Genomic DNA, 23,418 nt, shown 5'->3' with positions numbered 1-23,418 from the left:
CACAAGGGCGGCGACGCACCCGCAAGGGCGGGGACGCACCGGAAGGGGCGACGCCCGCCGACCGCGCCGCCGTTCCCCTGCGGTGGTCCCCGGGGCCGGTCAGCGACGGCCCCGAGGACACCCGATCAGTTGCGCAGACTCCACTGCTGGTTGGTGCCGCCGTTGCACGACCAGAGGATGATCTTCGTGCCGTTGGCGGTGGCCGCGCCGTTGGCATCGATGCAGAGCCCGGACTGGGCGTTGGTCACGGTGCCGTTGGCGTTGAGGTTCCACTGCTGGTTGGTGCCGCCGTGGCAGTCCCAGATGATGACCGTGGTGCCGTTGGTAGTGCCCGCGCCGTTGGCGTCCAGGCACTTGCCCCCGGGCCCGGTCAACTGCTTGCCGGCGGTGTAGCTCCACTGCTGGCCGGTGCCGCCCGAGCAGTCCCACAACTGCACCTGGGTGCCGTTGGTGGTGCTGGCGTTGGGCACCTCGACGCAGCGGCCGGACTGGGCACCCACCAGGCGTCCGCCCTGCGGGCCGCTGCCGGTGCCGCCCTGCTGCCTGACGATCGAGACCGACTCGGCGGACCGGTTGCCCTGCGCGTCCACCACGAAGAGCCGGTACTCACCCTGCGTCGACGGCACCGCGATGGAGGTGGCGGTGCCGGCGGCCCTGGTCATCGTCGGGCCGGCGGTGAAGGTGGTGGTGCCGGCCGGGGCCAACCAGACCGTCCTGGCCGCGTCACCGGTGCTCCGGATCGGGATCGACGCCGTCGCGCTGGTGACGAAGGTGCTGGCCGGCAGGACGTAGTTCGGCAGGGAGAGGTTGCCCGCCGGGATGATGTCCCGGTACGCGTCCTCCAGGCCGGAGTTGGCCGCGATGCCGTACGCCGCCGCCGGCCAGACGTAGTCGGAGGAGACGAGGATGTCCTGGACCGTGCTGTTGGGCAGGTTCTTGTTTGAGACCTTGTTGATCGGGCCGTAGCTCTGCGTGATGCTCAGGTCGTGCTTGCGGCCGAAGTCGTCGGAATTGATCAGCCAGGTGATGTTCTTGTCCACACTCAGGACGTTGTCCCGGAAGGTGATGTAGGCCGAGCCCTCGTCCGGGTGCAGGCCGTACTTGTGACCGGACGGCACACCCTGGAGGTAGTTGTTGGTGATCGTCGTGCCCGGCTGGCTGCCAAGCGTGTAGATGGGTGCGGTGTCACTGAGCCGCTGCACCGTGTCGATGAAGTGGTTGTAGCTGATGGTGTTGTTCCGCGCGGTCGTGGTGGGCCGGTTCGGCGCGATCGAGCCCGACGACCCGTCGAAGTTCCACCAACCCCAGCCGAGCGTGATGCCCGACCACGGTGACTTCTCGATCCGGTTGCGCTGCACCGTCAGGGTGTCCACGAAGTACGCCGAGATGGGGCTGTGCCCGTTGAACAGCACCGCACTGTCGTAGAGGTAGTTGTTCTTGATGTCGATGTTCTTCGGCAGCCCCTCGACCTGCGGCAACCACTTCTCCCGGTTGGTCGATGTCCCGTCGCCGATGTAGACGTGCTGGGGGTGACCGACGGTGATCGCGGAGCCGGCGACGTCGTTGGTGAAGTTGCCTGTCAACTGGGTGCTCTGCACGTCGTTGACCATGTTGACGCCGTCCGCGCCGGTGTGCTGGATCCGGTTGCGCTCCAGCCGGATTCCGTCGGCGTTCTCCACCTGGACCATGCCGGGGGTGACGTCGACATTGCGGTAGTAGTAGTCGTGGAAGTTCTTCTTCGCGTACGCCTGCGCCCCGAGGTTGCCCTGCTGCGCCTGCTTGTAAGACGAGCCGGCGACGTTGAACAGGTTCCAGTCGGAGTGCTGCACGGTGAGCCCGGCGAACGTGAGGTTGCGGGCGTGGTTGCTCGTCGAGGTGCCGGCGATCCGCAGCAGGGTGGTCACGTTGTTCGGCGCGACCACCGACGCGGTCGCCATGTTCTCGGCGCTGGACTTGTAGTAGTAGACCGTCTTGCTGCCCTTGTCGAAGAAGAACTCGCCCGGCGCGTCCAGGAACTCGTAGGCGTTCATCAGTTTGTGGCTGCCGCCCGTCTGGGCGTTGCCGTTGAACGCGCCCTGGGCGATGGCGGCACCCGGCTGCTGGAACAGCGCCACCCGGTTCGCGCCGTCGGAACTCGTGGTCACCTGGCGGACCCCCACGATCGCGGTGGTCCAGGTGGTGGCCGTCTCGATCTCGATGTCGTCGGCGTTGCGGGGGACGGCGGGGAAATCGTTCAGGTTGTACTTCGCGCCGTCACACTGCGACCCCGACTCCCAGGCCCACGCGGCCTGCCCGGCGGTGATGTTGTACGTCCCGTAGCAGCCAGCCGAGCCGATCGTCTTCGACGCCATGAACGCCCGCTTGTCGTTGACATAGAGCGCCCGCAGTTTGTTGGCGCGGTCGAGCGGCGCCTTCCAGATGTTCCCGCTGTGCTGGGTCCACCCGGTGACCGGCACGCCACCGTCGAGCACCGGCGTCTCGTTGGGGTAGGCGGAATACATGACCCGGTAACCGTTGCTACCGGAGTCACCCGCCCCGAATTCGATCGTGCTGGTCACCGGATAACGACCACCACGCAGGTAGACCTGAATGTCACCGGTCATGTTCGCATTGACCGTGCGAACCACGTCCCGCGCGCGTTGCAGCGTCCTGAACGGCGATTGGACCGTGCCCGGGTTGGTGTCGTTGCCGTCCGGCGCGACATAGTAGGTTTCCTGGATTGCGGCCGAGGCCGGCAGTTGACTCCCGAGTACGGCCGGCAGCGCGGCCGCGACGAGCAGCGCGCTGGCCAGCAGCGACCTTCGCGCGGTGGAGAGGGCTGACTTCACGTGCGATTCCTTTCGCATGACGCCGACAGACATGTCCGCTGGACAGTCGTCCTGGCGATGCGACAACGAACCGCCATGCGAACATGGGCCGAGGCGCCGGGAGGCAGGGCGCGATCCCGGCGGGTTCGACAGTTGGCGGGTTCTTTGACGAGAAGCCGTGACAACACAGGCAAGGTCCACGTCGAGCGACAGGCACCGGCCGGCGGCAGTTCCCTGCCACCGGGAACTCCAGCCGTCCGCTCAACCGCTCTTGCCGGTAGTCACAGAATGCTGCCCTGAAGCGTAGGCGTCAGGGCAGCCGGGCGCAACTACCAATTGTCAACCACCTATTCGTAATCGTGACCGTACCGGGTGGTGCGCCCGGACCGACCACGGGCGGCCCGCCTCACCTCCGCCGGACGGGTGGGCGGGACGTGCCGCGCGGGCGGCAGCCCGACGCCTCTGCGGACCCGCCACCGCCGGCACGGCAGCGCCACGGCAGGTCGAATTCGGTCGCGTACGCCGCCGCCCCGGGGGGACGATACGGTGGTGTCCGGAGCACCCGAGGGATTCAGCTATCGCCTCCGTAAGAACGGCGACGTGGAGGTGCTGCACCACGGCCGCCCTGCCGCCGTGCTGCGTGGTGCGGCCGCAACCCGGTTCCTGACCGATGTGGACGACGACGATCCGCAGGAGTTGATGGCCCGCCTCACCGGCAACTACCGGCACGGCAACGAGCGGACGGCCAAACAGCACCCCCGCAACCGACGCCGGTGACGCGGCGGCGCCGCGGCCCGGCCCGTCACGTCCCCGGGCCCGGTGCCCTGGGACCGCACGGGCAGCCTGCGGTGGTGGGCGGCTTGCACGAACGGAGGACGCCGACATCGCCGACGGTTGCGTCGGCCGCGTCGCCCCCTCCGGCGTCGTACGACAGCACCACTTCGCCGACGCCGGATGCCGTCCGCACGCGGTCGCGGCCGACACCGACGGGGGCTGTTGGTCACCCTGTGGGCCTCGGGCCGGCGTCCGTCGAGGAGCTTGACGATACCCACGCTGGCCCGGTCCAGGTCGTCCCGGGGATCACCGTCCGGGCGGTGCGGGAAACCGGGCAGGGCGAACAGGAACACGAACGCGCTGTCCACCCCCTCGGTCTCGACCAGCTCCGCGCGGCACCGGCCCCGCTCGCGCCCGCGTTCGACGCCGCCGAGTGACGCCCCCGCCCTGAGGTCGACCCGCGCGCGGACCTGGCCTGTCCCTGCCGGCCCCCGGCGACGGGGTACGGGGGCCGGCCGGGCAACGACCGGGCCGACCCCCGTACCGCTCAGCGCCGGCGCACCGAGGCGGGGCTTCCCGGCCGACGCGGTGCCGGCCGACGGGAACCGGCCGGGCGGGCGGGCCCCACCAGGCTCCACAGGGACGCCCACTGGTGGGCGGTCAGGTCCTTGGGCAGGTGCTGCGGCCCCACCCGGTTGGCCCGTTGCCAATCCTGCTGATCCTTGCGGGCGATCCGCCCCGTCCGCTGAAGGATCTCCTGCAGCCCGTGCCCCTTACCGGTGAACACCAGCCGGACGAAGTCCTGGTAACCCCGCCGGTCGTCGACCAGCGGGGTGCCCCGACGCACCATCGAGAACAGCCCGCCGTCGACGGAGGGGGCGGGCCGGAAGGCGCGGGCCGGGACCCGGGAGTGCAGGTCGAAGTCGTACCACGGCCACCAGCTCGCGGTCAGCAGCGTCGCGCCACCGATGCCGGCCCGTCGGCGGGCCACCTCCCACTGCACCAGCAGCACCGCCGTGTGCCAGTGGGGCGCGGCGAGGAGGGTCCGCACGATGGGGGTGGTCACGTGGAAGGGGATGTTCCCGACGACCACGTGCGGATACTGGGGGAACCGGAGACTCAGGACGTCCCCGCAGACCACTGTGACGTTGTCGGGTACCTGCCGGCTGAGCCGCTTGGCACGCTTGGCGTCGATCTCCACTGCGGTCAGTTCCCTCCCCTGCCGACTCAGCGGCAGGGTCAGGGCACCGTCGCCGGCACCGATCTCCACGATCGGGCCGTCGGTCCGGGCGACGAGTTCGACGAAATCGTCGATCACCAAGCGGTCGACCAGGAAATTCTGGCCGAATTCGTGTCGCCCGGTGTGCTGGATGTAGGGCATGTGCGTGCTCCGCGAGTATCGTTTCGGAGCCGGTCGACGAGGAATGCCGCACCGGCAGTGACCCGATGGGCGGCGAAGCTCATCAAAAGGAACGATGAACTGCCGCTATGCGCGGCGGAGCCTCATGAAGCACACGACAACCATGACGGGCACTATACCCGACGCCTGAAACAGCGGTGCGGACGCGCCGGGAACCGGCTTTCTTCGGCACTGATCACCCCTCCCACCAGTCGATCTCCGTCAGCGGAGAAAACCCCGCCGGTCCCCCCAGCCATCGGCGACGTCGGTCTCCATCTGGTTCAGCCGCGCGGTGACCGCCTGGTCGAATCCGTCCAGGAAGTATTCGTCGCCGGGCTTCGCGACCACCGTTCCACCGCTGGTCACGAACGTCTCCACCACCTGCGCCAACGTCGTGCCGGGGGACACGGTGCCGATGCGATAGCGGTCCGCACCGGCCAGGCCCGGGAAGGCTGCCTCCCGGTAGAGGTAGACATCGCCAATGAGATCCACCTGCACCGATACCTGAGGGTGGGCGGCCGGGCGCATCGTCTCCGGTCGGATACGCACGAGCTGCACGTCGCTTCCGGTCATGAGACTGTTCAGGGCGTAGCCGTAGTCGATGTACAGGGTCGGCGTCCGCTCCGCCGCCTTCTCCCGGAACCGGTTCAGCTCGGTCTGGAGCTCGGCCCGCTCGTCCGGGGACAGCCTCCCGTCGGGCCGTCCGCTGTAGTCCTCCCGCAGGTTGATGTAGTCGAGCGGGCGGTCCGGCGCCGCCTCGTTGAGCTCGGCGACGAAGTCGACGAGCGCGCTCAGCCGCCCGGCGCGGCCGGGCAGGACGAGGTAGCTGAGGCCGAGCCGTACCGGCTCGTCCCGCTCGGCACGCAACTGCTGGAACCGCACGAGGTTCGCCCGTACCCGGGTGAAGGCCCCCTGCTTGCCGGTGGTCGCCTGGTACTCCTCGTCGGTCAACCCGTACAGCGACGTGCGGATGGCGTGCAGCTCCCACAGACCCCGCTCGCCCTTGAGCTTCTGCTCGGTCAGGGCGAACGAGTTGGTGTAGAGGACGATCCGGAATCCCCGCCCGGCCGCCCGGCTGACCAGTGCGCCGAGCCCGGGGTTGGTGAGTGGCTCCAGACCACCGGAGACGTACATCGCGTCGCGATTGTGCGCCGGGACCTCGTCGATGACGGAGGCGAACATCGCGTTCCCGTCGCCCAGCGCCGAGGCCTGGTAGCGGGCGCCGGTGACCCGCACGCAGAAGTGGCAGCGGAACATGCACGTCGGGCCCGGGTAGAGTCCGACAAGGTGCGGGAACATCGGCCTTCTGTCGAGCACCGCGTCGAACACGCCGGCCCTTTCCAGGCCGAGCACGGTGTTGGTCCAGTAGCGACCGGACGGACCGTTCTCCACGGCGGTTCGCAGCACGGGGATCCGGGCGAACAGGTCCAGCAGCCGCCCGAACCCGAGCCGGTCCAGGCCGATTTCGCGGCGGGCCTGCTCAAGGGGCAGGAAAGGCGTGTTTCCGTAGATGCGTGCCAATGCCACAAGTCCCTGGGCGGTGGCGCCGATCTCTGCGGGCGGCACGATTCCGGTGCCGGCGACGTCGTCGTACAGCGCGTGCACCGCCGCGGTCGGGTCGCTGCCGGGGACAGCGCAGGTCGCCACGGGATTCGATGCGGACATCTCTATGGTCATGGGCCCTCCCACACGTCCGTCCGGTGCCGTTCGGTCAACCGGGTGCCACCACGCTCTGTTCGTCGGGCCCGGCCTGCTGTTGCCACCGAGCGGTCAGTTCGAACCCCCGGGTGACCGCCATCCGCACGATGTTGCACACCCTGCGGATGTCCTCCCGGGAGATGGCGGAACCGGTCGGCAACGCCAGGACGCGCGCGGAGAGCCGCTCCGTGTGCGGCAACTGGACGTCCTGTCGCGACCGGTAGGGCTCCAGTTGGTGACAGGCGGGTGAGAAGTAGCGCTGCGCCACGACGTTCTCGGCCCGGAGCAGATCGAGGAGCAGATCACGGTGCAGGCCGGTGACGTCCGGGTCGATCTCGACGATCACGTACTGGTAGTTGCACTGCTCGTCCGGGGCGAAGTCGATCAGGCTGAGGCCGGGGATCCGGGCCAGCTCACCGCGGTACTGCTCGTAGTTGGCCTGGTTGTGGCGTGCCACCTCGGGGAACGCGTCGAGCGAGGTGAGCCCCATGGCGGCGGACGCCTCGCTCATCTTCGCGTTGGTGCCGCCGGCCGCGCTGGGACTGTGCAGGCCGATACCGAAGTTGGCCAGGGAGCGGACGCGGTGGGCGAGGTCGTCGTCGTCCGTGACGATCGCCCCGCCCTCGAAGGCGTTGACGACCTTCGTCGCATGGAAGCTGAACACCTCCGCATGGCCGAACCGCCCCACCGGTCGGCCCTGCGAAGTGCACCCGATGGCGTGCGCGGCGTCGAAGAACAGGCGCAGGCCCGCGTCGGCGGCGACCTTCTCCAGCGCGTCCACGTCGCAGGGGCGGCCCCACAGGTGGACGCCGAAGATCGCCGACGTACGCGGCGTGATGGCCGCAGCCGCCGCCTCGTGGTCGAGGCATCCGGTGCGCGGATCGATGTCGCAGAACACCGGTTCCAGCCCGAGCCAACGCACCGCGTGCGCGGTCGCGGCGAAGGTGAGCGACGGCATGATCACCTCACCGGTCAGCCCGGTGGCGTGCGCGAGCAGTTGGAGGGCGACGGTGGCGTTGCAGGTCGCCACGCAGTTGCCGACCCCGACCATGTCGGCGACCCGCTCCTCGAACTCCCGTGCCAGCGGACCGTTGTTGGTCAACCAGTCGTTGTCGAGCGCCCAGGACAGCCGGTCGAAGAGCCGGGCCCGGTCGATCCGGTTGGGTCGTCCGACGAGGATCTGCTGGAGGAAACTGGCGTGCCCTCCGAAGAGCGCCAGATCACCGAGGTCTCGCTTCATCGCCTGCCTCCCTCTGCGGGCCACAGCCTCGCCGACTCCGGAGCCGCCCCGGGCGGCGGCTGCTCAGGTCCTGGCGTACGCGCCGAGCTCGGCCGCCAGGTCGGGGGCAACCCGTGCCCGTAGCACGGTGCCGTCGGCCGTGTGCTCCTCGGCCAGCACCTCGCCGTCGGCGTGCACCCGGGCGACGAGGCTGCCCTCGACGTACGGGATGAGGACGTCGACCTGGACCTCCCGGTGCGGCAGCGCGGCCTCCAGCAACTGCCGGAGCGTGTCGATGCCCTGGCCGGTGCGGGCCGAGACGACGACGTGGTGCGGTTCGGCCTCCGCCAACGCGGCCAGGGCGGCCGGACTGGCCGCGTCGGCCTTGTTGATCACGACGAGCTCGGGTACCTCCGCCGCGTCGACGTCCCGGATGACCGCGCGCACCGAGGCGAGCTGCTCCAGCGGCGCGGGGTGGGCACCGTCCACCACGTGCAACAGCAGGTCGGCCTCGGCCACCTCCTCCAGTGTGGAACGGAACGCCTCCACCAGGTGGTGCGGCAGGTGCCTGACGAATCCGACGGTGTCGGTGATCGTGTAGCTCCGCCCGTTCGGGGTGGTGGCCCGGCGTACGGTCGGGTCGAGGGTGGCGAAGAGCGCGTTCTGCACCAACACGCTCGCTCCGGTGAGCCGGTTGAGCAGGGAGGACTTTCCGGCGTTGGTGTAGCCGGCGATCGCGACCGACGGGACGCTGTTACGCCGCCGCTCACGGCGCTTGAGCTCGCGGCCGGACTTCATCTCCACGATCTCCCGCCGGAGCTTGGCCATCCTCTCGTGGATGCGCCGCCGGTCGGTCTCGATCTTGGTCTCGCCGGGCCCCCGGGTGGCCATGCCCCCACCACCGGCCCCTCCGCCCATCTGCCGGGAGAGCGACTGACCCCAGCCACGTAGCCGCGGAAGCATGTACTGCATCTGCGCCAGGGCCACCTGCGCCTTGCCCTCGCGGGACGTGGCGTGCTGGGCGAAGATGTCGAGGATCAATGCGGTGCGGTCCACCACCTTGGCGTCGACGACCTCTTCGAGGCGTACCAGTTGGGCAGGGCTCAGCTCACCGTCGCAGATCACCGTGTCGGCTCCCGCCTCCTGGACGATGTCCCGCAGCTCCCGCGCCTTGCCGGAGCCGATGTACGTCGCCGGGTCGGGCCGGTCGCGGCGCTGGATCACCCCGTCGAGCACCACGGCTCCCGCGGTCTCGGCGAGTGCCGCCAGCTCGGCGAGCGAGCGTTCGGCCTCGTCGGCGGTGCCCGAGGTCCAGACGCCGACCAGGACGACGCGTTCCAGCCGCACCTGCCGGTACTCGACCTCGGTGACGTCGGTCTTCTCGGTCGACAGCCCGACGACCCGTCGCAGGGCGGCCCGGTCGAGCCGTGGACCGTCCGCTTCGGCGTCGGCGTCGTCCATCAGGGCGTCGGCCTTCACCGGGTGCGGGGAACGGTGCGCTGCGGAGGTCATCTGGCGTCCTTCGCGGTTCGGGTGCTCGCCTGGGGTCACGGACCGGTCCGGACCGCAGGATCCGGTTTCGGTCGACACCCGTCAGGCCACCGGGGATGCCCACCACGGAGGAAGGCTTCCGGTCTTCCTAGCAGGCTTCCGGATAGCGGCACCGGAAGCGAGGTTCGTCGGTCACACACTTCGCCGCGGTCGACGCCGCGATGTGTGCGGGCGTCACCGGGTCGGCGGGCGGTGTCCGGTCGCCACGGACGCGTGCGGGCCCGGCCGCGGTGGGCCCGGGATCGCCGCCGTCACCAAGTGTGTCACCGAGGCACCTGGGCAAGGCAGGCGTCGCCGGGCGATGGTGGGACCGGGGGCCGGGCCGGCCGTGGTCAGCACAGTCTGCCGTGGTCGGTATATCGTCCCACCCTCCGGAGAGGGGAGTGATGGTGCCGACGCTCGACGTCCGAGAGGAGGCGACCGCGGGCAGGTCCGATCCGGACACCGTGTCCCGGGTCTGCGCCGCCCTACTGGCCTCGCTGCCCCGCGCCGACCAGCGCCGCAAGGGCGAGCGGTACGTCCGGGGCCTACTCACCGCCTCCGGCCGCAAGACCATGCGCAACCTGGCCGCCAGCACCGACGATCCGGCGGCGGCGCAGAGCATGCACCACTTCATCAGTTGCTCCACCTGGGACTGGGCGGCCGTCCGCGCCGCGCTCGCCGGCCACCTGGACCGGACGCTGTCGCCCCGGGCCTGGGTGGTGCGGTCGATGCTGGTGCCGAAGACCGGTCGGCACTCGATCGGCGTGGAACGCCGGTACGTGCCCGCGCTGGGCGAGACGGTGAACAGCCAGCAGAGCTACGGCCTCTGGCTGGCCTCGGAGACCGTCGCCGCGCCCGTAAACTGGCAGTTGTCCATCGGTAGGGGCTGGCTGCAGGACAACCCCGCCCACGCGAGCGTTCCGGCCGACGAGGACGGCACGACCAGCGACGGCGCGGCGGTGCAGGCGGTGCTGAAGGCCGCGACCTGGGGGATCGGCCCCCGCCCGGTGGTGATGGACGCCCGGCACTCGGCGCTGCCCCCACTGGTCGAGGCGTTGACCACGGCGGGTCTGCCCTTTCTGTTGCGGATCAACGGCGGCTGCACCCTGCTGGCCGCCGGATCCGGCCCGCGCGAGAGCCGGATGGCCGCCGCCTCCGCCGAGCAGCTGCTCAGCCTGACGCGCGCCCAACGCCGCCCGGTGGAGTGGATCGACCCGGCCAGCCCCGGCGCCCGGCGCACCAGTCTGGTCGCACCGCTACGGGTGTACTGGCCGGGCCTGTCCGGTTCCCGCCCACCCGGTCCGTCCACCCCGGCCCCGCCGGGGGCGGCACGTGCCGCCGCGCCCGGACTCCCCCTCACCCTGCTCGGCAAGTGGCAGACGTACGAGCGCGGCGTACGGCAGATGTGGCTGACCAACATGACGGATGCCGGGTACGGCCCACTGCTGCGGCTGAGCAAGCTCACCCGTCGGGTCGAGACCGACTTCTCCTACGTCAGCCTCGACGTCGGCATCCAGGACTTCGAGGGCCGGTCATATCAGGGCTGGCACCGGCACGTCACCCTGGCATCCGTGGCGCACGCCCTGCGGATGCTGGACGGCGGCGCCGGGTAGGACGTACCGGCTGGTCCGGCTCCTGCGCCGGGCCGGGGCCCGGGTGGCCCCGGTCCTGGCGGAGCAGGCCACGGATCCGGTGCAGGCGCAGGGCGAGCTGCGTGTCCAGGGCCCGGTCCGGTTGCTGCCAGTCCCGGCCGAGCAACTGGGAGATGCGGTCCAGCCTGCGGGAGACGGTGTTCGGATGCAGATGCAGCATCTCGGCCGCCCGGATGCGGCTGCCCGCCGAGTCGAAGTAGGTCTGCAGGGTCTCCCTGAGGTTCGTGAGCCGGCGCTCGTCGTAGTTCAGTACCGGTCCGATGACCCGGTCGACGAAACCGGTGACGTCGTGGCCGCCGGCGACCAGCAGCCCGAGGAAGCCCAGATCCCGCGAGCAGGCCGCCCGGCCCTTCGCGTCCAACGCGTACAGGGCGTCGACGCACCGGGCCGCCTCCTGGTAGGTGCGGCTGACCGAGTCGGCGGTGTGCACCGGTCCGGCACCCCCGGCAGTGACCGGCAGGCCGAGAAGCCCACCCAGTTCCCGCGAGACGTCCCGGGCCCGGGTTCCCGGGTCGTCACCGGGCAGCAACAGCACCGCGTGGCCGTCCCGGATGACCTTCATGCCGTTCAGGCCGTGGGCGACGGCGACCGCCCGTTCGAACACCCGGGGCGAGGTCGTGCCCTCGGGACGGGCGACCACCACGACGTAGGGGCGGTCGAACTCGACGGACGTGCGGCGGCGGCGCTTCCCGCTGCGGTCCAGGTCCGGTCGCGGGCCGAGCAGGTCCTCCAGGAGCCTGTCGCCCGGCTGGCCGTGAACCCCGCCGTTCCTGGTCATCAGCAGCGCCACGGTCTGGGCGACCGCCGGTAGGGCCGCCGCCGGCTCGTCGTCGGACGTCTCGTCGGCGTGGAACAGCACACAGCCGAGGTCACCGGCGCGGGTCGCCAGGGGCACCACCCAGGAGCCGGTGGTCAGCCGACCGGGTCGGCCGGTGGCGTGGGCCTTCAGCCGCACCCGGGCCAGTTCCCGCTCGTTCGGGGCAGGGACGTCGCCGGCCGCCGCCAGCACGCCGTTGGCCCGGTCGCGGACGTGCAGGGCGCCGCCCAGTCGTCGCACGGCGCTGCCCACCAGGTCGTCGAGCTCGCCACCGTCGAGGATGAGCTGGACGAGTTCGGGATGGAGGCTGTCGGCGGTGCGGACCGCGTTCAGCTCGGCTCGGGCCCTGGCAGCCTCCTGCTGGGCCTGCTTGAGTTCGGCCCAGGTGTCGTCGAACAGCCTGATCCGCTCCACGGCCGTCGCCGCCAGATCGGCGAGCAGACGCAGCGACGCGACCTCGTCGGGGGCGAAGTGGCGGATCTGCCGGTGGCCGACGTGCAGGTTGCCGAGGTGCCGACCCTCGACGCTCAGGACCACCGACAGCACCGCGTGCAGCCCCTCCGCGCGGACCAGACCGTCGGCGGCCGGGTGTCGTTGGAGGCGCTCGTCGGTGAGGTGGTCCGCCGTCCAGGCGAGTGGCTCGTACGCCGCGGCGGGCACGACCAGCCCGTCGCGCCAGGGCAGCCGGTAGCCGCTGGTCAGCGCGGTGGCCGCCCCGACGGCCGAGGCGACGTAGGATTCGCCGGCCACGTCGTCGGCCAGACTGACGAACGCCACGTCCCCGGCGAGCAGCAACTGGGTCCGCCGCACGACCAGTTGCAGCCCGGCCTCCAGGTTCGTGGCCCCGGCGAGGTCACGGGCGGTGTCGACGAGGGCGGCCAGCTCCGCCTGCCGCTGACACCGCCTCCCGACGACCTCTCGCAGCTCCAACGCCAGCCGCTTGGCGATCATGACCCGGTCGAGCGTGGCCTGGTCCACGCCGTCCCGGTGCGCCTGGTGCACCAGTTCCTCGTACTGCGGCAGGGGTGCCTCCCTGGCCAGGAGTTCGAAGAATCGGAGTTCGTGGTCCCGCAGGGAAATGCTGGTGCCAGTCATGCGTCCAACCACCTCGCACACAACGAATAGCTGATTAGGGGGGCTCGATGGCAGTACAAGACCATCGATATGGTTACAGTAACCGGTAAACCCTGCAACTACTCGGAGTGATATTCGCTTCGCCCGGTAGGTATCCGGTTCGCCCCTGGCCGGTCGCCGGGCCGAGACGTCACGGGCAGCTCGTCAGGCCGGTGTCCGGAAGCGGTTGATCGCGGCGAGATGACGTTCCCGCAGTTCCGGGTTCCGGACCCCGAGCCCCTCGCGGGGCGCGAGCGCGAGCACGCCGACCTTCCCCTGGTGCAGGTTGTGCTGGACGTCGTAGACCGCCTGGCCGACCTCGTCGAGGGGGTAGCAGCGGGACAGCGTCGGGTGGATCTTGCCTTTGATCACCAGCCGGTTGGCCTCCCACGCCTCCCGGTAATTGGCGAAGTGCGTGCCGACGATGCGCTTCAGGGACATCCACAGGTAGCGGTTGTCGTAGACGTGCTCGAAGCCGCTCGTCGAGGCGCAGGTGACCACGGTGCCGCCCTTGCGGGTGACGTAGACCGAGGCCCCGAACGTATCCCTGCCGGGGTGCTCGAAGACGATGTCCACGTCCTCGCCACCGGTCAGCTCCCGGATGCGTCGGCCGAACCGCTTCCACTCCCGGGGGTTCTGGGTCCGCTCGTCGGACCAGAAACGGTAGTCCTCTGCGGCCCGGTCGATGACGGCCTCGGCACCCATCTGACGGCAGACCTCGGCCTTTCCCGGGCTGGAGACCACGCAGACGGGATTGGCTCCGCCAGCCAGCACGAGCTGGGTGGCGAACGCGCCGAGGCCGCCGCTGGCCCCCCAGACGAGGACGTTGTCGCCCTGCTTCATCCGGGCCCCGTTGCCGGAGACCAGCTGACGGTAGGCGGTGGAGTTGACAAGTCCCGGCGCGGCGGCCTCCTCCCAGGTCAGGTGGTCGGGCTTGGGCATCAGCTGGTTCGCCTTGACCAACGCGATCTCGGCGAGGCCGCCGAAGTTGGTCTCGAAGCCCCAGATCCGCTGCTCCGGGTCGAGCATGGTGTCGCCGTGGCCATCGGCGGACTCCAGCTCGACCGAGAGGCAGTGCGCCACGACCTCGTCACCCGGCCGCCAGCGGTTGACACCGGGTCCGACCCGCAGCACCACGCCGGCCAGGTCCGAACCGAGGATGTGGTACGGCAGGTCGTGCCGCCGGGTCAGCTCGGAGAGCCGACCGTAGCGCTCCAGGAACCCGAAGGTGGGCAACGGCTCGAACAGCGCCGACCAGACCGTGTTGTAGTTGACCGAACTGGCCAGGACCGCGACGAGGGCCTCCCCGGGGCCCAGCTCGGGGACCGGCACCTCCTCGGTGTGCAACGACTTGCGCGGGTCCTTCTCCCGGCGGGGAAGGCCCACGAACATCTCCGTCTCGTCCTTGTGCACCGTCACGGCCCGGAAGGAGGCGGGCAGCGGCAGGGCCGCCACCTCCCGCGCGCCGGACTCCTGGGCGAGGATCACGTCGAGTACGTGGTTCAGCTCGGGCGTGTCTGGCATCTGTTCCTCCAGCGGGTCGGTGGTGCGGGTCAGGGGCGCACCGGGAACGGGTCGTCAGGGGTGGACGCCGACGAACAGGCCACGGCCGGACGGGCCGGGCGTCAGGTACTCCGTCGTGAAACCCGCCCGGGCGAAGGCACGTTCGTAGTCGGACCGTTCGAAAAGGGTGATCAGGTGGCTCTCGTCGAAGTGCCGGACTCCCCCGCCGGGGCTGGCCACGAGGTAGTGCACGGTGATCCGGGTCGCGCCGCCCTCGCGTACCGAGTGGGAGACCCGGGAGATGGTGCGGCCGTCGACCTCCACCAGGCTCGCGCCCACGTACCCGGGGGTGAAGGTCTCCGGGAACCACCACGGCTCGACGATCGCCACCCCTCCGGGGGACAGGTGCGCGGCGAACCGGGCCAGGGTCGCGTCCAGCTCGGTCGTGGTGGCCAGGTGCCCCACCGAGCTGAACATGCAGGTGATGACGTCGTAGCGGTGCCCCAGGTCGAACGTCCGCATGTCGCCGAGGTGCAGGGCCGCCCCGGGGTTCCGCTGCTGGGCGATGCTCAGCATGTCCGGGGCCAGCTCGATGCCGCCCACGTCGTCGAAGAGGCCGGCCAGGTGCCGTAGGTGCAGCCCCGTGCCGCACGCCACGTCCAGCAGCGTCCGGGCGTGCGGCCGGCGGGACCGGGCCAACGCCTCCAGCTCCGCCGCCTCCGCCGCGTAGTCCTTGCCCTTGCCCTGGTAGATCAGGTCGTAGACCTCGGCGATGGCGTCCGCGTACATCATGGACATCAGTCCTTTCGGGGGTGGTCGGTGGCGGCGCCGGCCGACCGGCCGGACCGGTCGTCGGCGACGAGGCGTTCCAGGATGCGGACGACCTCGGCCGGCGAAGGCTCGGCGCGCAGCTCGTCGCGCTGGCGGCGGGCCGCGGCGGCGATCGACGGGTCGTCGAGGATGCGGGCGACCGCCGCCCGCAGGGTCGGGGCGTCGAGCTGCTCCGGCGGGATCGAGATCCCCGCGCCGAGCCGCTCGGCCTGCTGTGCCTTGAGCGGGGCGTCCCAGAGCGACGCGATCATGATCTGCGGTACGCCGTAGAGCATGGCCGTCGACCAGGTGCCCGCCCCGCCGTGGTGGATGATCGCGACACAGGTCGGCAGCAGCACGTCCAGCGGCACGAAATCACACACCCGGACGTTGTCCGGCAGGTCGCCCAGGTCCTCGCGCTGGGCGTCGCTGAGCGTCGCGACGACCTCGACGTCCAGGTCACCGAGGGCACCGAGCAGTTCCTGGAAGGAGACCACGTCCCTGCCGTACGTCTCCCGGGCCGACACGCCGAGGGTCAGGCAGACCCGCGGCCGGTCGGCCTTGGCCACCCACTCCGGCACCACGGACGGGCTGTTGTACGGCGTGTACCGCATGGCCACCCGGCGCCCCGGTGCGGGGAGACGGGTGCTCTCGGCGGTGGGATCGATGGTCCACCCGCCGGTGACCAGGGTCTCCACCTCGTCGTCGCCGAGCTGGCAGCCGTACCGGTGCAGGGTGCAGCGCAACCACTCGGCCATCGGGTCCTCGCGCTGCTCGACCGGCCGGCGCGCCAGGCTCTCGGTGAACAGCCGCCGGGCGTTGCCGACCACGTCCGGCCCCCAGAGCAGCCGGGCGTGCGTCGCACCGACGACCCGCGCCGCGACCGGCCCGGAGTAGGTGAAAGGTTCCCAGATCACCAGGTCGGGCTGCCAGGACCGGGCCAGGGCGACCGTGTCGTCCATCGTGGAGTCGCCGTTGAGCGGCGCGAAGCACAGCGCGGTGAGCATGGTCTGCTGCCCGAGCAGGTACTCCGGGGTCAGCACCTCGGGGCGGGTCTCGGTGAAGTCCAGTCCCCGCTGGTAGGGCATCAGGTCGCCGCCGACCTCGGTGAGCAGGTCGATGATCGCCTGGTCGTCGCCGACCGGCACCGCGGTCAGCCCCGACCGCACGATGGTGTCGGTGAGCGAGGGCTGACTGGCCACCCGTACCTCGTGACCGGCCGCGCGCAGCGCCCAGGCCAACGGCACCAGGCTGTAGTAGTGGGTGTTGTGCGCGAAGCACGTGATCAGGACGCGCATCGGATCGCCTCCTCCGGCGCCTGGCGGTCGTCGGACCGGTGGCCGCCGTTCCCGGTGCGGGCGACCGGGAAGCGGGCGTGGCCGAGCAGGACGGGTGAGCGTCGCCACCGCACGCCACCGGACGACTGCCGCAGCGTGGGGAGCGCCTCGGCGAGGGTCCGCAGGGCAGTCGTGACGACGAGCCTGATCAGCGGCCCGGCATTGGCAAGCTGCGGCAGCCCCACCACGTCGCGGTCCGGCGAGCCCGACCCGCCGGGGTCGAACCCGTCCCGGTGCGGGGCGGTCGCCGTCTGCGGTCCCCGGTTCGCCATGGCCACCAGCACGACCAGGTGGCTGTCCGCCGGGAGGAACTGCCCGCCGAGGGTGACGTCCCGCTGCACGACGCGGCTCTCCAGGCGCACCGGCGGAAAACAGCGCAGGGTCTCCTCGACGACGGCGGCGGACCGGTCCGGGTCGCCGCGGAGCAGGGCCCACTGCCCGGGGCGGTCCAGCAGCGCCCGGACCGCGTTGCAGAGCAGGGTGGTCGCCGGTTCGGCCGCGCCGACCGCCAGCGCGAGCGCGGCGGCCGTCCGGTCGTCGGTCGGCAGCGCCACCCCGGAGCCGGCCGGGTACGGGGACGGCGGTTCGGCCCCGACCGGGGACCGGGTAGGCGGCGGGGGCGGCACCTCGCCCAGCAGGTCGGTCAGCTCGGCGGTGGCGGCGACGACGGTGAGGGCGTTCGCCACGGTCTGCGGGCACAGCCGGCTGTCCAGCGTACGGCCGGCGGCGGTGAGCGCCCCCTCGAAGCGGTCCCGCCGCCCGGCGGGCACCTCCAGCAGGTCGGCCAACACCGAGGCGACCAGCCGCCGGGCGAGCACGGCGAGGTCGAACCGCTCCCCGAGCCCGTCGAGCAGGGCGGCTGTGGTCTTCTCGACCCGGGCACGCACCCCCGCGGCGTCGGCGCGCAGGACCGGCCCGCCGAACCCGGCCAGCGCGTCCAGCCGCCGCCGGGCCTCCGGCCCGTGGTCCAGAGCCGTACCGGCCAGTGGCAGGTCCCGCTCGCCGGGCCGCTGCCCGGCGCGGGTCAGCCAGCCGAACCGGTCGTCGGTCAACACCTCCCGGGCCACCGTGGCGTCCCCGGTCACCCAGGTGTCCAACTGCTCGCTGCGGAACAGCGGCTGGGCGGCCACCCGCTGCTCGTACGGGGTCGGGTCGTCGGTCTCCGCGCGCAGGATCAGTGCGTACGGGTCGCCGTGGTTGCCGGCGAACCACTGCGCGGCGCGGGTCAGTTGCAGCCGGCGGGCCCAGGTCGCGGGATCCCCGTCGGGCGGGACTGTGGTCATGCGTTCTCTCCTGCTGTCGTCGGGTTCGCCGGGACGGACGGAACCGGTGTACGGGTCACGGAACGCGGGGCGGACACACCTCGTCGAGCCACTTGTGCACGGTCGCGGCGGTGGCGGGGGCGTGCTCGGTCATCATCGAGAAATGGGTGCCGGGCACCTCGGCGCTGGTGTGCGCGCCGTCGAAGCGCGACCGCCAGTCCTGCCGGGGGTCCGGCCAGGCACCCACCGGCTCACCGGCGTACAGGTGCAGCACGGGTGCCCGGGTCGGCCGGGGCGCCCAGTCCAGGAGCAGCCGGTGGTACGCGCCCATCGCGGTCAGCCGTGTGTCGTCGACCGGGACGACGGAACGCTCGGCGACCCAGGCCAGCATCTCCTCGCGCCATACCCCCATCGCCCCCGGTGCGGCGGGCGTGTAGATGTCCATCAGCACCAGCGCGTCGGGGCCGGCGCCCCGCGCCTCCAGGCGCAACGCCAGCGCGTGCGCCAGGTTCGCCCCGGCCGAGTGGCCGACCAGGACGAAGGGCTTCCCGGCGCGGTGGGCCAGGACGGCGTCGGCCTGGACGTCGAGCAGCACGTCGAGGCCGGCGGGCAGCGGCTCGCCGGGCAGGAAGCCTGGCTGCGGAAGGACTGCGACGTCCCGGAGATCGGCCAACGCGGCGGCGAACGCCGTGAACTCCCGGGGACCGGACGCCGCAGCCGTGCCCGCGCAGCAGATCAGCGGGGGACCACCCGCCCCGGTGCCGAGCGGGACGAGGCCCGGTGGCTCGACCAGTTCGTCGGCAGACCGGAACACCGGCCGGAAGGTGGCGACGGTGCCGAGAACCTCCACCGCCTCGGCGGCGCGCCCCGTGCCGACGGCCCCCCGGTACATCTCGACCAGGGCGCTTGCCGCAGCCGGCACGGGTGGCCCGCCCGGCGCGTCGGCGAGCAGGCCGTGCAGGTGCGCCGCGAGCGCCCCGGGGGTGCCGTGGTCGAACAGGACCGGGGCCGGGAGGCTCAGGCCGGTGGCCTCACCGAGCCGGCGGCGCAGTTGGACGGCGGCGAGCGAGTCGAAGCCGAGGGCGGGAAACTCCGCGTCGGCCGGTACGTCGTCGATCCCGTCGTATCCCAGCACACCGGCGGTCTCGGCGCGGACCAGCGCCAGCAGTCCGGCGCGGTCGGTGGCCACGGTGGCCGGTCGGGGAGCGGGCGGCTGCCCCCGGTGCGCCGGGCCGGCCGGATCGCCGCCCCCGGTCGGCAGCTCGGCGAGCAGCGGGGCGGGACGCGCGGCGGCGAAGCCGGCCGCGAACCGGGCCCACTCCGTGTCGGAGACCGTCACCCCGGTCTCGTCGGCGTCCAGGATCTGCCCGAGGGCGGCGAGGGCCGCCGCCGGGGACATCGCCCGGACGCCCCGACGGCGCAGGTACTCCTCCCCCGCGCCCGCTCCCATGCCGGGCCCGCCCCAGACCCCCCAGGCGACGGAGGTCGCCGGCAGCCCTGCGGCGCGACGGCACTCGGCGAGCGCGTCGAGTGCGGCGTTGGCCGCCGCGTACGCGCACTGCCCGCCGCTGCCCCACACCCCGGCGGCGGAGGCGAAGGTGACGAAGGCGTCCAGGTCGCCGGCGAGTTCGTGCAGGTTCACCGCCCCGGCGACCTTGCCCGCGCAGACCTGCGCGAACAGCTCCGGAGAGGTCTCGCGGAGCGGCGACACCTGGGGCACGCCCGCCGCGTGGAACACGGCGGTGAGCGGCACGGCGGAGGGGATCCCGGCGAGCAGGTCGGCGACGGCCGCCCGGTCGGCGACGTCGCAGGCGGCCACGGTCACCTCGGCACCGAGCGCGACCAGCTCCGCCCGCAGGGCGGCGACCCCGGGGGCGTCCCCGCCCCGGCGGCTGGTCAGCACGAGGTGCCTGGCGCCGTTGCGTGCCAGCCAGCGGGCCGTGTGCGCGCCGAGTGCGCCCGTACCACCGGTCACCAGGACCGTGCCGCGTGGGCGCCAGGCCCGCACGGCCCGAGGCGTGGGCGCGGGCACCAGCCGCCGGGCGTACCCGACCGCACCGCGGACCGCGACCTGGTCCTCCGGGCCGCGGAGCGCGTGCCGCAGCAGGTCCCAGTCCCGGTCGTCCGGGTCGACCGGCAGGTCCACCAGGCCACCCCAGGACCGGGGAAGTTCGAGCGCGGCCACCCGGCCGAAGCCCCACAACTGGGCTCCGGCGACAGAGGGGGACTCGTCGGGCGTCACGGCGACCGCCCCCCGGGTCACGCACCACAGCCGCGCGGAGGTCCCCAGGTCGGTCAGGGTCCGGGCGAGGGCCAGGGTGGCCAGCACCCCGCCGGGCACCGGGGCGGACCGGGGGGACACCCGGTCGTCGAGGCCCAGCAGGCAGAGCACCCCGTCCGGCCCGCCACCTGCGTCGGCGGCCCCGGTCAGCAGGGCGGCGAGGGTGTCCCGGTCCGCGTCGGCGGCGTCGACCGTCAGCCGGGTGACCGTGGCCCCACCCCGACGCAGGGTCCGCTCGGCGGCGTCGGCGAGCGACGCGACGCCGTCGTGGGCGGGGACCACCAGCAACCACGCCCCGGCCACCGTCCCCGGCCCGGCCCCGACCGCCGCTTCGGCTCCGCTCCCCGCCGCCGGCCCGGTCCCGGCCACGGTCGGCAGCAGCCGCCAGGCGATCCGGTACCGCCAGGCGTCGGCGGGGCGGGCCGACGGCGGGCCCGGCGACAGCCAGAAGCGTCGGTGCTGGAAAGCGTACGTCGGCAGCTCGACCCGGCGTGCGCCGGTGCCCGCGAACACCCGGGACCAGTCCAGCTCCACACCTGCGGCATAGGCAACGGCCAGGGCGGCCAGCAGGGTGGCGGGCTCCGGCCGGCCGGGCCGCAGCAACGGCGACAGCAGCACCTCCCCGGTGGGTCCGAGACACTCCTCGGCCAACGCGCACAGCACCCCGTCCGGGCCGAGGCCGACGAAGACGGTGGCCCCCCGGTCGCGGGCGGCCCGCACCCCGTCCCGGAACCGGACGGGCCGGCGGACGTGCCGGACCCAGTACCCGGGGTCGCACAGCTCGTCGGCGGTGGCGAGCCGACCCGTCACGTTCGACACCACCGGGATCGTCGGGGCGTGGTACGTGAGGCCCCGCGCCACCCGTCGGAACGGCTCCAGCATCGCGTCCATCCGCGGGGAGTGGAACGCGTGGCTGACGTTGAGCCGTCTCGTCCGGTGGCCCAGGTCGGCGCACCGGGCAGCCACTGCCAGCACCGCTTCCTCGTCGCCGGACACCACGACCGCGCGTGGGCCGTTGACCGCCGCCACCGCGACCCGGTCCCCGTCGAGCAGCGGCCCGACCTCCTCCTCGGCGGCCCCGATCGCCACCATCGCGCCGCCGGGCGGCAGCTCGCCCATCAGCCGGCCCCGTGCCGCGACCAGCTCGCACGCGTCGTCCACGTCGAGTACGCCGGCCACGTGCGCGGCCGCCAGTTCGCCCACCGAGTGGCCGAGCAGCACGTCGGGTCGGACCCCCCAGCCGTGGACCAGTCGGAACAGCGCCACCTCGACGGCGAAGAGGGCGGCCTGCGCGTAACGGGTGCCGTCGAGCAGCCGCGCGTCGTCCGATCCCGGCTCGGCGAAGAGCACCCGCAGCAGCGGACGGTCGAGGTGCCGGTCCAGCCGGGCGGCGAGCTGCTCCAGGGCGTCGGCGAAGGCGGGAAAGGCCCCGTACAGTTCACCCGCCATCCCGACGTGCTGGCCGCCCTGCCCGGCGAAGAGGAACGCGGTCGCGCGGTCGCGACGCGCGGTGCCCCGGACCACGCCCGCCGCCGGCCCGCCGGCGGCCAGCGCGTCGACGGCGCCGAGCAGGCCGTCGCGGTCGGCGGCCACCAGCACCGCCCGGTGCTCCAGGGCGGCCCTGGTGGTGGCCAGGGAGAACCCCACGTCCAGCGGGTCCACGTCGGGGTGCGCCGCGAGGTGCGTGCGCAACCGGCCCGCCTGGGCGCGCAGCGCCGCGTCGGTGCGGCCGGAGAGCACCCACGGCACCAGCGGCAGGCTCCTCGTGGGGGACTCCGGGTCGACCGGGGCCGGTGGTGGTTGCTCGACGATCACGTGCGCGTTGGTGCCGCTCACCCCGAACGCGGAGATCCCGGCCCGGCGGGGCGCTCCGGGCGTCGACGGCCAGGGCACCGCCCCGGTCGCCACCCGGACGACACCGGCGGACCAGTCGACAAGCGGGGTCGGGACGTCGGCGTGCAGGGTGGGCGGGACCGTACGGGCCCGCATCGCGAGGAGCATCTTGATCAGGCCGCCGACACCGGCCGCCGCCTGGGCGTGCCCGATGTTCGACTTCAGCGAGCCGAGCCAGAGCGGCCGGTCCGGGCTGCGGTCGGCGCCGTAGGTGGCGATCAACGCCTGTGCCTCGATCGGATCGCCGAGCCGGGTGCCCGTGCCGTGCGCCTCGACCGCGTCGATCTGGTCGGCACCGAGCCGGGCGTCGGTCAGCGCCTGCCGGATGACCCGCTGTTGGGCGGGGCCGCTCGGGGCGGTCAGCCCGTTGCTGGCCCCATCCTGGTTGACGGCCGAACCCCGGATCACGCCCCGCACCCAGCGGCCGTCGCGGACCGCGTCGGAGAGCCGTTGCAGGACCAGCACGCCGACGCCCTCCGCCCAACCGGTGCCGTCCGCGCCCGCCCCGAACGCCCGGCAGCGACCGTCCGCCGCGAGCCCCCGCTGCCGGGAGAACTCCACGAACGCCGCCGGGTCCGGCATCACGGCGACCCCACCGGCCAACGCGAGCCCGCACTCGCCCCGGCGCAGCGCCTGCACCGCGAGGTGCACCGCCACCAGGGAGGACGAGCAGGCCGTCTCGACGGTCAGGGCCGGCCCCTCCAACCCGAGCAGGTACGAGATCCGTCCGGACAGGACGGCGTCGGCGCTGCCGGTCAGCCGGAAGCCCGCCGAGCCCTCCGGCACCTGACCGGCGTCGGCCGCGTACCCCTGGTGGGCCGCACCGACGTACACCCCGGTACGGGAACCGCGCAGGCTGTACGGGTCGGTACCGGACCGCTCCACCGCCTCCCAGGACACCTCCAGGAGCAGCCGCTGCTGGGGATCCATCACCATCGCCTCGTGCGGCGAGATCCCGAAGAACGCGGCGTCGAAGTCACCCGCCCCGGCCAGGAACCCGCCCTCGCGGCAGTAGGTGGTGTTCCGCGACTCGGGATCCGGGTCGTACACGGCGTCCACGTCCCACCCGCGGTCGACGGGGAAGTCCCCGATCGCGTCCGTACCCGCCTCGACCAGTCGCCACAGGTCCTCCGGCGAGGACACCCCGCCGGGGTAACGACAGGCCATGCCGACGACGGCGACCGGCTCGTGCAGGGCGGCGAGCAGCTCGTGGTGCTGTCGACGCAGCCGCTCCGTCTCCTTGACCGAGACACGCAGCGCCTCGATCGCCTTGTCGGGGGGCATGACCATGGGCGGGCTCCTTGAGGGGAGGAAGAGCGG

General features: G+C 72.4%; 13 protein-coding genes. 2 read left to right on the top strand and 11 right to left on the bottom strand.

The features are described from left to right. Positions 1-125: 125 nt before the first annotated feature. On the bottom strand, positions 126-2,828 hold the full coding sequence (locus AC0AIB_RS21875) for an RICIN domain-containing protein (RefSeq protein ID WP_328339399.1): 2,703 nt from the start codon (positions 2,826-2,828) through the stop codon (positions 126-128). A 528-nt stretch (positions 2,829-3,356) separates the two neighbouring features. On the opposite strand from AC0AIB_RS21875, the gene AC0AIB_RS21870 reads away from it, so the two are divergent. Next, positions 3,357-3,584, top strand: coding sequence for a hypothetical protein (locus AC0AIB_RS21870; RefSeq protein WP_328339401.1), 228 nt, complete (start codon positions 3,357-3,359; stop codon positions 3,582-3,584). 544 nt (positions 3,585-4,128) lie between these two features. Here the strand turns inward: AC0AIB_RS21870 and erm are convergent. The 4 genes from erm to hflX all read right to left on the bottom strand — a co-directional run bounded on the left by erm (position 4,129) and on the right by hflX (position 9,358). Beyond that, complete coding sequence (gene erm, locus AC0AIB_RS21865) at positions 4,129-4,962, bottom strand: 23S ribosomal RNA methyltransferase Erm (RefSeq protein WP_465097380.1); 834 nt, start codon at positions 4,960-4,962, stop codon at positions 4,129-4,131. 240 nt (positions 4,963-5,202) lie between these two features. Next, complete coding sequence (desII, locus tag AC0AIB_RS21860) at positions 5,203-6,657, bottom strand: dTDP-4-amino-4,6-dideoxy-D-glucose ammonia-lyase (RefSeq protein WP_465097379.1); 1,455 nt, start codon at positions 6,655-6,657, stop codon at positions 5,203-5,205. 34 nt (positions 6,658-6,691) lie between these two features. After that, the gene (locus AC0AIB_RS21855) at positions 6,692-7,918 is read right to left on the bottom strand and encodes a dTDP-4-dehydro-6-deoxyglucose aminotransferase (protein ID WP_465097378.1); all 1,227 of its coding nucleotides are present in this window, start codon (positions 7,916-7,918) and stop codon (positions 6,692-6,694) included. A gap of 63 nt (positions 7,919-7,981) precedes the next feature. Next, entirely contained in the window at positions 7,982-9,358 is a 1,377-nt protein-coding gene (gene hflX / locus AC0AIB_RS21850; protein WP_328348903.1) for a GTPase HflX, read from the bottom strand. Between the two features lie 476 nt (positions 9,359-9,834). On the opposite strand from hflX, the gene AC0AIB_RS21845 reads away from it, so the two are divergent. Next, positions 9,835-11,043 carry an IS701 family transposase gene (locus AC0AIB_RS21845; RefSeq protein WP_442930841.1) on the top strand — a complete coding sequence of 403 codons (1,209 nt, stop codon included), beginning with the start codon at positions 9,835-9,837 and terminating at the stop codon, positions 11,041-11,043. Here the strand turns inward: AC0AIB_RS21845 and AC0AIB_RS21840 are convergent. The 6 genes from AC0AIB_RS21840 to AC0AIB_RS21815 all read right to left on the bottom strand — a co-directional run bounded on the left by AC0AIB_RS21840 (position 10,988) and on the right by AC0AIB_RS21815 (position 23,388). Continuing rightward, positions 10,988-12,994, bottom strand: coding sequence for a helix-turn-helix domain-containing protein (locus tag AC0AIB_RS21840; protein WP_465097377.1), 2,007 nt, complete (start codon positions 12,992-12,994; stop codon positions 10,988-10,990). The genes AC0AIB_RS21845 and AC0AIB_RS21840 overlap by 56 nt on opposite strands. Before the next feature lie 183 nt (positions 12,995-13,177). After that, positions 13,178-14,536, bottom strand: coding sequence for a crotonyl-CoA carboxylase/reductase (gene ccrA, locus AC0AIB_RS21835; protein WP_328339412.1), 1,359 nt, complete (start codon positions 14,534-14,536; stop codon positions 13,178-13,180). A 54-nt stretch (positions 14,537-14,590) separates the two neighbouring features. Further along, positions 14,591-15,307, bottom strand: coding sequence for a class I SAM-dependent methyltransferase (locus tag AC0AIB_RS21830; RefSeq protein ID WP_328339413.1), 717 nt, complete (start codon positions 15,305-15,307; stop codon positions 14,591-14,593). Positions 15,308-15,312: 5 nt separating this feature from the next. Beyond that, the gene (locus AC0AIB_RS21825) at positions 15,313-16,623 is read right to left on the bottom strand and encodes an activator-dependent family glycosyltransferase (protein ID WP_328339415.1); all 1,311 of its coding nucleotides are present in this window, start codon (positions 16,621-16,623) and stop codon (positions 15,313-15,315) included. After that, on the bottom strand, positions 16,611-17,945 hold the full coding sequence (locus AC0AIB_RS21820; RefSeq protein WP_328339417.1) for a cytochrome P450 family protein: 1,335 nt from the start codon (positions 17,943-17,945) through the stop codon (positions 16,611-16,613). The genes AC0AIB_RS21825 and AC0AIB_RS21820 overlap by 13 nt, the downstream gene beginning before the upstream one ends. Before the next feature lie 55 nt (positions 17,946-18,000). Then, positions 18,001-23,388, bottom strand: a complete 5,388-nt coding sequence (locus tag AC0AIB_RS21815; protein ID WP_465097376.1) for an SDR family NAD(P)-dependent oxidoreductase — start codon at positions 23,386-23,388, stop codon at positions 18,001-18,003. Positions 23,389-23,418: the final 30 nt, after the last annotated feature.

This window comes from Micromonospora sp. DSM 43699 (assembly GCF_055517075.1).
The sequence above is the reverse complement of the archived record's forward strand: the minus strand, read 5'-3'. Positions and strand labels throughout refer to the sequence as shown.